Genomic DNA, 9,600 nt, shown 5'->3' with positions numbered 1-9,600 from the left:
GGTTGGCTGAATAATGGTAAAACCCTTTTAAAATAAGGCTTTTGACCTGTTAAAATCCGATGTTCATGCTGCGAAAATCCGATTGGGACTCTCAAAAACCTTGCATTATCCCTCTCGTAGTACATAAATTGGTACAAAAAAAGAGGGCAACAAAGCCTGAAACGACCAGCTACTGACTCCTGACGACCGGCTACTGACTCCTAACCCCACCAACAAACTTTTTCAGCAAACCCTATTTAAACTGGGTAGGGAGCATTTTAATACAAATGTACGGAACTCGGTAACTCCCCACCCTGTTCACTTAAGTTTCAGCGCCATGATTATAATTAGGGAATGATAGAAATTCTTAGGCAATAGGATCACATCAGTGTTGATAAATCATCTTTTCTTCGGCGCTTTCCTACCCCTTGATACTCTCCTGTCCACCCAGGGGATTATGGTTATGCTTCTGGCCGCTTATGCTTTAGCCATGTGGATGTTTCTAACCAGCGCCCCAAAAGTTCATACAATCATGGTGACAGATTTGGAGACAGCCCGACAATTTTATGAAGGACTTTTAAATTTACCCACGGCCGATGTTCCCCTCCATTACTATTACAATTATGAGCAGACGATGGGCAATAATATGATTGACCCATTTTATATGTCTAGTAATCCGGCTGTGACTACTGCTCATACTTCTTTGGGAGATCAACCCCAGGGTTTATGGTATCAGTTAAAGAAAAATACCCAACTGCACATCGTTGCTGGAGCAACCGCGGGTTATAAGGATCGTCATCGTCACGTTTGTTTTGATCACGATTGTTTAGAACAAATTCTGATGCGGGTGGAATCACGACGCTTAAAGTATAAAGTTCGTCGCAATAAACCTTTAAATTTTTTGGTCAAAGATAATGCTGATCGCGTGATTGAAATGGCCGAAGTCTCAAATTAGTTAACGGTAATTAGATTGGGGGCAACCATAACGGTAAATAACTAAACTATGAATGCTCAACTGCTCACAATCGTTTTAATTTCTTTAGGGGTAGGTATTGGTTTGGCCATTCTACTCCTAATTTTAGTCAAGTTAAGACGCTGCAACCAACAGGTAAATAGTATTGTCGATCATCACTCTCTCATCGGTTTAATCGGAGTTGTTCAAATCCCCTTCGATAAAAATAGCAAGGGGAAAGTGCGAGTTAATCTCGGGGATAGTCTGATCGATATAGTAGCGATAACGGAAGGGGAAGAACAATTTAATGTCGGGGATCAAGCATTTATCCTCAATTTCCAGGACAATAAAGTTTTAGTCATTGCGGAAAAGTATATCAGAGGCGATTTGTAATTTCTTCTAGACCAAAGGGTAACTAACTATGAATAGTCAAAATAATTCCTATCTCATCCAAATCAATCCCAATCAATACGACAACAATAACAACAACAGTGCTGGTAATTTATTGTTGAATAGTGTTCCCATTGCTTTATTGATATTTCTGGGTATTGGTGCGATTTGGTTTATCAATTCTTTTTTGTGTATTTGCAAACCCAATGAAGTAGTAATCCTGAGTGGGATGAAACGCAAATCAAAAGATAGACAAGATGCAGGTTATCGAGTGATATCGGGGGGTCGGGCGATTCGTATTCCAATTTTAGAAACCGTTAAACGCATGGATGTCACCACAACCCCGATCAGAATTGAGATTAAAAATGCCTATTCTAAGGGCAATATTCCCCTGAATATAGTGGCAATTGCTAACGTGAAAGTTAGTTCTAAACCTGAAATAGTCGGCAATGCGATCGAACGTTTTTTAGATCGAGATCGAGAAGAAATTATTCGCGTAGCTAAAGAAACTTTAGAAGGAAACTTGCGGGGTGTAGTCGCAACAATGACCCCCGAACAAGTGAACGAAGATCGTCTAAAATTTGCCGAAAGTATTACCAGTAACGTCAGTCAAGACCTGTTTAAACTCGGTTTAGAAATTGATACTCTCAAAATTCAAAATGTTGCCGATGACGTGGATTATCTTAACTCCCTCGGACGGGAAAGAATCGCTTTAGTCATGCGTGATGCTGAAATTGCTGAATCAAATGCACTCAATGAAGCTGAACAAATAGTTGCGGAATGTGAGGAACAGGCAACCGTAGCTAAAACCCGCGATCAAATTATCATTTTAGAGCAAGAAAACGAATTGAGAAAGTTAAAGGCAAAACTGGAACAACAGGCTAAATCCGAAGAAGAAATAACTATTGCTGCCGCTAAGGAAAAACGTGCTATAGTTGAGGAAAAATTGCAACAGGTTAGGGCAGAATTGGAAAGATTACGTCTCCAAGCAGATCAAGTTTTACCCGCAGAAGCGCAGCAGGAAGCCGAAACTTTCCGCGCTAGAGGAGAAGCGGCAATTTTTGAAGAAAATGCCAAAGCTGAAGCCTTGGTTAACGAATTATTCGCGGAAGTCTGGCAAAATACCGGCAGCGAAGCAGAGGCAATTTTCTTGATTCAACAGTTAGAAACTATCCTAGAAGAAGCGATCAAAATTCCTAAACGCTTACACCTCGAGCGAGTTAATATTGTTGATAATGGTGATGGGAAATCCCTCGCTACCCTGATTAAAGTCTATCCCGAAATCGTCAATCAATTCCTCGCTAGTGTCCATCAAACCCTCGGTATTGATGTGGTCGGAACTCTCACCAATAAAATTGAAAAATAGCAGTCAGAAAACATACTAGCCTGATTTTATTTAGTACGGAAGTTATCGATTTATTCCTGCCAATAAATTGTCTTATATTCTGCTTCCTTGCTCCAGTATTGCAGGAATAATAAATGGCGGATAACCTGTTCTAAAAGACTGGCTACAGCATTTTTCTTTTCTTTGCCCAAATCCTCTAATTCCTCGATTAAATGTTCTAAGTCTAGCTGTTGAAATTGATGATTTCTGAGTAGGCTAATGGTTTCTCCTAGCCATTGAGAGTCATCAATCTCATAGAGTTGTTTTAATGCGTGAACACCTAGCATAATTGATTGTCTCCATCTTAGAGCAGTGCCATGGTGAGTAAATTTGTAGATAATAATCTTCTCGATTAACTCGATAACATTTCTTTGATTGTTAGGGTCAACAACCTGTTGGTGGGTTTGCTCAATCAAGGATTGAACTTGTTTTGGTGCTTTTTTTGCGCCGATGAGGATAAACTGGAGGATACTGATCCCAAGAGATGATAGATGAGATAACTTTAGATTAGTGCTTATTATTCTCCCCAACATCTATTCTTCCCTTCTTTTAATTTTCCTTGGTGATCTTCCACATTTCTTAAATAATTTGAACAATCACATCTCTCGATGAATGCTCAAAAAATGCCTCGTCTCTGTGGGCTAAAAATTCAGGCAATTACTCCCTATTCTCTCGCTTGGTCGCAACAGCGATCGCTGGTGGAGGCGAGAATTGCTAATCCTGACTTACCCGATGTGCTGCTGCTGCTGGAACATCCCCCCGTTTACACCCTCGGTACTGGTTCAGATATTAAGTTTATTAAATTTAATCTTGACAAAACCGACAAAGAAGTGTACCGAATCGAGCGAGGAGGCGAAGTCACCTATCACTGTCCGGGGCAGTTAGTGGGCTATCCGATCCTCAATTTGCGCTATTATCGGCAGGATTTACACTGGTATTTGCGACAATTGGAAGAAGTCATCCTGCAAACTATCGCTATTTATGGATTGTCGGGGGAAAGAATCGCGGGCCTGACGGGGGTATGGGTAGAAGGGTATAAAATAGCGGCGATCGGTATTAAAGTTAGTCATTGGATTACCTATCATGGTTTTGCCATCAATGTTTGTCCAGATTTAAGCGGTTTTGCCGAGATTATTCCCTGTGGGATTGCTAATAAACCCGTGGGCAGTTTACGGCAGTTTCTGCCTAATATTAGTCTTATGCAAGTACAGCAAGATTTATCGAGAGTTTTCGCCTCAGTTTTCGGTGTGGAATTATTTTCTCTTGACAAGGATTAATATGAGCGATCGCAAAGACCCAGAAAAACTCGCCGCGGAAAATAGGGACGATAACCCCGAAAATAACGGTAAAACCAGTTTATCGCCCCCCGATGCTTCTGAATACGTCTCCTCTTTATCTTCGCGTAATCCCGTGCGTCAGCGCATCCTACTATTAAAAGATCTTCGACCGGGTAACGCGGGGTTACTACTGGCCCCCCTGATGGTGATGACCATCGGCCTGGTCTTTAGCTGGGACTGGTTAGGCTTTTCTGGGGCGATAGTAGCGATATTAATATCTTTACAGGTGATTTTGCCCTCTATTCGCCAGTGGATCGCCCATTATCTCACCCCCTCTGAACGTCAGACGGTTTTTGCCTTTATAGTTTTTATAGCTGCTCTGGCCGGATTAGGGAAATATTTAGGAGTTTACGAGCGCATATTGCGATGGTTAGAGAGTTTTAAATACGATGAGTTTGGTTCCTGGGCCGAGTGGGTGGGGGCCTTGGGGCAGATTATGATCGCCGTGTTAGCCGTCTATGTGGCCTGGGAACAGTACGTTATTTCTAAGGATTTAACCATACAGCAAAATCGCATTACCCAACAACAGACGATCGATTCCTATTTTCAGGGCATTTCCGATCTAGCCTTGGATGAGGAGGGATTTTTAGAAGATTGGCCCCAGGAAAGAGCGATCGCAGAAGGTCGCACCGCTTCCATCCTCAGCAGTGTCGATGCCTCTGGAAAAGCGAAAATACTGCGTTTTTTGAGTCAATCGCGGCTATTATCACCGATTAAACGCGATCGTTATCTAGGCAGACCGATTCTAGACGGGGAAGGGGGTTATGCGGAGGATCGAGAGTTCGGTACAAGAGTAGTACAATTGGGGGTAATGTTAGCGGGGGCCGACATTTCTGGGCAGGATTTGCGCTGGACGGATTTAAGCGAAGCGAATATGGTGCGGGCCGATTTAAGTTATAGCGATTTGGTGAAAGCAAATGTATCGCGGACAATTCTCTACGAAGCTAATTTAAGAGGGGCAGATATGAAAGGGATGCGTTTATTTTATGGTTCCCTAGAAAATGCTACCCCCCGCAGTCGTACCGTTCCCCCCAATTATGACAGCGGAGAACACACGGGAGCAGTGGTAGAAAATGTCAATTTTACCGGGGTGAAAAATATGAGCGAGGAACAACGTCACTATTGTTGTCGTTGGTGTGGGGAAAAGTCCCGCGCAACCATTCCGGGGGGATGTGCTGATATTGCCAATCTTTTAGGTCGTTAACGGAGGCGATCGGCAGGGGGCAGTGTTATAATCAGTGGTATTCATGGTCAATAATTCCCACAAATTTATGAATCAAAAAGTCGTTATTCTTGCCACTGCCTCCGCTAGTTTATTAGCCCTAGCAGTTACCACTAACTCCGTACAAGCTGCCCCAGAGTCCTTTCATCCTAGTTTCAACACCGAGAACTTAGGTGACATGATTATCGGCAAGACAACCAGCGAAGAAAATCCGATTTTACGTCATCTTAATTGTAGTTGTGCCACCTGCACGCAATCCTTTAACTCCTCACTCAATTGATAATTTTCCGCCCCAACGATCCTGGGGTATAAAAGTCCGCTCTAGATTAATTTTTGCCACGGGTTCTGTGAGGGTAAATTCTCCCGATTCGATTAGTGCTTTTAATTCTAAAGCGGCTTCCCTGGCCAAGGAAATACTGGCCAAAGGAGCCACCCTAACACTTTTTCCCTCGATCATAATCCGACCGCTTTTTAGTTTAGCGTAGGTGATTAAACCAAAGGTAGGACGGACTCGCCGGGGAATAGAAAAATCCACCACTGGAGCGACAATTTCCTCATCTTTGACCGCACAATGTCGAACTATTTCCTCGCTTAAAATTGGAATCGGTACTGCTACCCCTAACATTAAAGAAGCCCCATAATTTTTGAAATAACAACCCCGCACCCAGCGAGCATTCATTTGTTTAGCATCACCAATTAAGGCTAAGGTGGAAGCCGGTCCAATAGGAGTTCGATTTTGTAGGCGTTTTTGCAGGGGAAAATGTTGGGTTCCTTCCCAGGCAATATAACCGATTCCTCCTCCTAAAAAAAGGCGCGTACCGATGCCTATAGCCTCTAAATCGGGGTCATTTAACAGGGGAGAAATTGCCCCGGGGTTAGAATAAACCGCATTACCTAATCGCGGCTGTAGTGGTCCCAAATAAGTATATAAAGTCCGCTCTCCCCCATTGACTCCGACGATAAAATTCTGGTAGAGATTGCGAGGATTAAAAAGATAAAATTGATTGATAGTCTCCTTAGAAATAATCGTTTCAAAAGAAGTGCGAGGATAACAATCAGTGGCCTGGCCGACAGCGCGCAATTGAATCGATTTTCCAGCGATTAAATCCTCAATAATATGTCCGCCGCCCCTTTCGGGATTTTCTCCCTCTAAATTCTCATTTTTGGCCGCTAGATCACTAATAGCACTGGCTCCTAAATATAAATCCACCGCCCCAAAACCAGCATAAGCAGGAATCCCATCTAACCAACATTGACGAATTTTTATCGGCGGATCCGTCTGACCTAAATTAATAATTGCCCCCGAAGATTCCATCGGTTCAAAAGTTCCCGTACAAACCACATCTACTTGGGAAAAAACCTCCTTAATTCCCATCTCGGTAACGCGGCTTTTTAATTCCTCTACTGTCCAGACTACAGCCGTTTTTTTAGCAATTTTGTCGTTGATTTCAGCGATTGTTCTCATAAGAAAAATTGACCAGATGGTGGTTAGGGAGCTTTTTGCTGTTGTCAGTAAACAGTAATCAGATGTGAGTTTTAAGTGAGTGGTATTAACTGAGCAGTATTAAATGGCCGTAACAGTGCTGTCTTTTCACTGATTACTGATTACTGATGACTGATCACTGTTATAAGATAAAAAAGGGAAAATTTACGATCGAAGCTTTTCTATGACAGTTACACCCGTTCCGGCCTCCTTTAATCCTGTTTCTGGTCTAGTTAACCGTATTCTCGGCATAAAACCGCTTTTTGACATCGCTCGCTATCAGGCGCGCAATATGATGATTAAAAGAGCCGAAAAACTAGGCGTACCTTGGCGGGAAACCGTCAAACAATGGCAACAACGGGATTGGAGTTGGGAACTGCAAGCGGTAGAAAATCCCGATCTCGTCTATCCCGAATACTACGTTTGTTCTTTCCACGCTTACGAAAAGGGCAATTTAGACTGGTTGCCAGCCTTTGAGGTAGAATCTGCCGCCTATGCTGTCCATTCTACCATCTGGCCCGGGGCGGGGATGGACGGCGATCCGCGATTGCGGCGGGAATATCACCGGATATTAAAAGAGCAAATCAAGGCAGAAATTAACGATATTGTCGATTTAGGCTGTAGTGTCGGCATGAGCAGCTTCGCACTGCAAGATACTTATCCTCAAGCCCGGGTAACTGGGTTAGATCTCTCTCCCTACTATTTAGCCGTTGCCCAATACCAAGCTCAACAAAAACAAAAGACGATTCAATGGCAACACGCGGCTGCGGAAAAAACTCAATTACCCAGTCAGTCCTACGATCTGGTATCGTCGTTTTTAATGTTCCACGAACTACCCCAACAGGCTACTAGAGAAATTTTCGCCGAAGCGCGTCGTTTATTGCGATCGGGGGGTTATTTGACGCTGATGGATATGAATCCGCGCTCGGAAATTTATCGAAAAATGCCCCCTTATGTCCTCACCTTACTCAAGAGTACCGAACCCTATCTCGATCAATATTTTACTCTCGATATCGAACAGGCATTAGTTGAAGCGGGGTTTCAAGCACCGATCATTACCCCCACCAGTCCCCGACATCGGGCGATTGTTGCGCGGGTTTCCGAATCATAATTTTGAGGTAATCAATGAAGATAATTTTTCGTCAAAGCTGGACAAAGATATTAACTATTGTCCCTCTCTTCCTGTTAATTTTTGCCAGCAAAACCCTCGCCCATCATGCCATGGCAGGGCAAACTCCCGATAATTTTTGGAACGGATTTTTATCGGGTTTAGCTCACCCAGTTATCGGTTTAGATCATTTAGCTTTTGTGGTGGCTAGTGGTTTAATTGCTGTGGGGATGGAACAGGGTTTATTAATTCCGCTCGCTTTTGCGATTACCACTTTAATCGGGACGGGTATTCATTTACAGGGAATAAATTTACTTTTTCCTGAAGGGATTGTTGCCCTTTCTGTGGTGATTTTTGGCGTGGTTTTAACCCTGAAAAAAGGTTTACAAACTCATTCTAATCTCTATACGATCGCTCTGGCAACTCTGGCAATGATTGCGGGAATTTTCCACGGTTATGCCTACGGAGAATCAATTATCGGGGCGCGAGTTGCCGCTTTAGTTGCCTATTTAATCGGTTTTACCGTGATCCAATTAGCGATCGCATCTGGTGCTTTTTTCCTTGGCAGTGTCATTAAGGAAAAATTAGCCAAGCAAGCAACTCTAATTAGTAAGTTCATCGGATTGGCAATTATGGCGATCGGTACAACTTTTTTAGTGGGAATTAAGTAGGGTCTGCTGAAAAAGTTTGTTGGTGGGGGCAGGGTGTGGGGTGTGGGGTGTGGGGTGTAGGGTTTTACCGATTTTGAGGTAGTCAGTTACCTAATTTTCAGGGAAAAAGTACCTGAATTTTACCCCCGATCACTCCAATGGTCAGCACTTTTTGAGGGAAAAAAGTCTAAAAGCCTTATCCAACAAGGTTTTTAGATTTATTCAGCCAACCCTACTTACATCCAGACTAACCGTTAGCAATCACCAGACTTTTAAGAACATTTTCGGTCATGGCCGCTAGTTGATCCAATTGTTCCTGATGGCGTTTTGCCTGTTTTTTGGCTTCTACCTTGCGTTTCAGGGCTTCCCGGGCTAAATCATCGCGATTTCTGCTTAAAGCTTCCATCGCTACTCGATTCCATGTTTCTGCTTCTTGAATGGCTTTTTTGTACTGGGGTTGAATTTCATCCCAACTCACCTTAAGATTGCTTAAAGCCCCTTTTAATAGGGTTTGGGCATTGTTGGGGTCGGCTCCGATCAGGGATTTTTTCAGAGGTTCGTAGAGTCCCACCGCTTGTAAATGGGTAATAATCGGGATAAATTCTTCTATCTGTTGACTTTTGCTAATACCAGTCTTACACCAAGTGGCAAAATGTTCGCAGTTGTTAAAAAGAAGATTATATTTCTGCTCCCCCAGACGACTTAGCGCCCTTTCTACCACCACATCGGGGATAAAGGAAAATCCCACCTCTACATGGCGCACCACATAGATTTTACCGCCCCTAGCAAAGGTTTCTAGGGAAGTTCGTTCGACAATCTCGCTCGGTTTTCGGTAATGAATGACGCTACCATCACCGCAATCGATGCCATGATGGGCATAAACACCCTGAAGATTGAGCAATTCCCGATAGGCGTATATTTGATCCCCTCTAGCCATATTTTTTTAGTGATAAAGTAAACAAGGAGATTGTCTATTGAGTCAGTTTTTCCAGTTATTAATAAGCCATTCAGATTTGGGTATTCTGGTTTTCGTGTTTTACTTTTTGTTATGAATTAAAGCCAGCAAACAGCTTAAGTCGAAGATGTTCAAGATTG

General features: G+C 43.1%; 10 protein-coding genes and 3 pseudogenes. 9 read left to right on the top strand and 4 right to left on the bottom strand.

All coding sequences use genetic code 11. The features are described 5' to 3' along the window. Window positions 1–367 precede the first annotated feature (367 nt). The 3 genes from PX636_RS20875 to PX636_RS20865 are packed head-to-tail and all read left to right on the top strand — an operon-like array spanning window position 368 to window position 2,687. Window positions 368–934 carry a hypothetical protein gene (locus PX636_RS20875; protein WP_012265092.1) on the top strand — a complete coding sequence of 189 codons (567 nt, stop codon included), beginning with the start codon at window positions 368–370 and terminating at the stop codon, window positions 932–934. A gap of 48 nt (window positions 935–982) precedes the next feature. Continuing rightward, window positions 983–1,324: a hypothetical protein gene (locus tag PX636_RS20870; protein ID WP_288118661.1), complete on the top strand. Its 342-nt coding sequence runs from the start codon at window positions 983–985 to the stop codon at window positions 1,322–1,324. 28 nt (window positions 1,325–1,352) lie between these two features. Next, window positions 1,353–2,687, top strand: a complete 1,335-nt coding sequence (locus PX636_RS20865; RefSeq protein ID WP_288118659.1) for a flotillin family protein — start codon at window positions 1,353–1,355, stop codon at window positions 2,685–2,687. Between the two features lie 53 nt (window positions 2,688–2,740). On the opposite strand, the pseudogene PX636_RS20860 reads toward PX636_RS20865, so the two are convergent. Continuing rightward, window positions 2,741–2,992: pseudogene (locus PX636_RS20860) on the bottom strand (DUF29 domain-containing protein); the annotation flags it as partial. Window positions 2,993–3,037: 45 nt separating this feature from the next. After that, a pseudogene (locus tag PX636_RS20855) lies at window positions 3,038–3,238 on the bottom strand (DUF2887 domain-containing protein); the annotation flags it as partial. A gap of 75 nt (window positions 3,239–3,313) precedes the next feature. Between PX636_RS20855 and lipB the strand changes: the two are divergent. The 3 genes from lipB to PX636_RS20840 all read left to right on the top strand — a co-directional run bounded on the left by lipB (window position 3,314) and on the right by PX636_RS20840 (window position 5,544). Continuing rightward, entirely contained in the window at window positions 3,314–3,982 is a 669-nt protein-coding gene (lipB, locus tag PX636_RS20850) for a lipoyl(octanoyl) transferase LipB (RefSeq protein WP_079208926.1), read from the top strand. A gap of 1 nt (window position 3,983) precedes the next feature. Beyond that, window positions 3,984–5,246 carry a pentapeptide repeat-containing protein gene (locus tag PX636_RS20845; protein ID WP_288118656.1) on the top strand — a complete coding sequence of 421 codons (1,263 nt, stop codon included), beginning with the start codon at window positions 3,984–3,986 and terminating at the stop codon, window positions 5,244–5,246. A 67-nt stretch (window positions 5,247–5,313) separates the two neighbouring features. Continuing rightward, entirely contained in the window at window positions 5,314–5,544 is a 231-nt protein-coding gene (locus PX636_RS20840) for a hypothetical protein (protein ID WP_061433024.1), read from the top strand. Here the strand turns inward: PX636_RS20840 and PX636_RS20835 are convergent. Next, window positions 5,533–6,729 carry a homocysteine biosynthesis protein gene (locus PX636_RS20835; protein ID WP_002795668.1) on the bottom strand — a complete coding sequence of 399 codons (1,197 nt, stop codon included), beginning with the start codon at window positions 6,727–6,729 and terminating at the stop codon, window positions 5,533–5,535. The genes PX636_RS20840 and PX636_RS20835 overlap by 12 nt on opposite strands. 202 nt (window positions 6,730–6,931) lie before the next feature. On the opposite strand from PX636_RS20835, the gene PX636_RS20830 reads away from it, so the two are divergent. The 3 genes and pseudogenes from PX636_RS20830 (at window position 6,932) to PX636_RS20820 (ending at window position 8,721) form a co-directional block, all read left to right on the top strand. Continuing rightward, the gene (locus PX636_RS20830; protein ID WP_012265085.1) at window positions 6,932–7,858 is read left to right on the top strand and encodes a class I SAM-dependent methyltransferase; all 927 of its coding nucleotides are present in this window, start codon (window positions 6,932–6,934) and stop codon (window positions 7,856–7,858) included. 14 nt (window positions 7,859–7,872) lie between these two features. Continuing rightward, the gene (locus PX636_RS20825; RefSeq protein ID WP_130757968.1) at window positions 7,873–8,526 is read left to right on the top strand and encodes a HupE/UreJ family protein; all 654 of its coding nucleotides are present in this window, start codon (window positions 7,873–7,875) and stop codon (window positions 8,524–8,526) included. A gap of 3 nt (window positions 8,527–8,529) precedes the next feature. Continuing rightward, a pseudogene (locus PX636_RS20820) lies at window positions 8,530–8,721 on the top strand (hypothetical protein). A gap of 31 nt (window positions 8,722–8,752) precedes the next feature. Here the strand turns inward: PX636_RS20820 and PX636_RS20815 are convergent. Continuing rightward, window positions 8,753–9,442 (bottom strand): lecithin retinol acyltransferase family protein, encoded by a 690-nt coding sequence (locus PX636_RS20815; protein WP_288118652.1) that lies wholly within the window; start codon window positions 9,440–9,442, stop codon window positions 8,753–8,755. Window positions 9,443–9,600: the final 158 nt, after the last annotated feature.

It is taken from the genome of Microcystis sp. M53598_WE2, assembly GCF_030067735.1.
Classification (GTDB): domain Bacteria; phylum Cyanobacteriota; class Cyanobacteriia; order Cyanobacteriales; family Microcystaceae; genus Microcystis; species Microcystis aeruginosa.
This window is presented reverse-complemented; position numbering and strand designations above follow the sequence as displayed.

Bases quoted from the DNA above. Each gene is read 5' to 3' on its own strand.
- PX636_RS20815 (WP_288118652.1), bottom strand. From the start codon at position 9,442: ATGGCTAGAGGGGATCAAATATACGCCTATCGGGAATTGCTCAATCTT.
- PX636_RS20870 (WP_288118661.1), top strand. From the start codon at position 983: ATGAATGCTCAACTGCTCACAATCGTTTTAATTTCTTTAGGGGTAGGT.
- PX636_RS20830 (WP_012265085.1), top strand. From the start codon at position 6,932: ATGACAGTTACACCCGTTCCGGCCTCCTTTAATCCTGTTTCTGGTCTA.
- PX636_RS20835 (WP_002795668.1), bottom strand. From the start codon at position 6,729: ATGAGAACAATCGCTGAAATCAACGACAAAATTGCTAAAAAAACGGCT.
- PX636_RS20825 (WP_130757968.1), top strand. From the start codon at position 7,873: ATGAAGATAATTTTTCGTCAAAGCTGGACAAAGATATTAACTATTGTC.
- PX636_RS20845 (WP_288118656.1), top strand. From the start codon at position 3,984: ATGAGCGATCGCAAAGACCCAGAAAAACTCGCCGCGGAAAATAGGGAC.
- PX636_RS20840 (WP_061433024.1), top strand. From the start codon at position 5,314: ATGAATCAAAAAGTCGTTATTCTTGCCACTGCCTCCGCTAGTTTATTA.
- PX636_RS20865 (WP_288118659.1), top strand. From the start codon at position 1,353: ATGAATAGTCAAAATAATTCCTATCTCATCCAAATCAATCCCAATCAA.
- lipB (WP_079208926.1), top strand. From the start codon at position 3,314: ATGAATGCTCAAAAAATGCCTCGTCTCTGTGGGCTAAAAATTCAGGCA.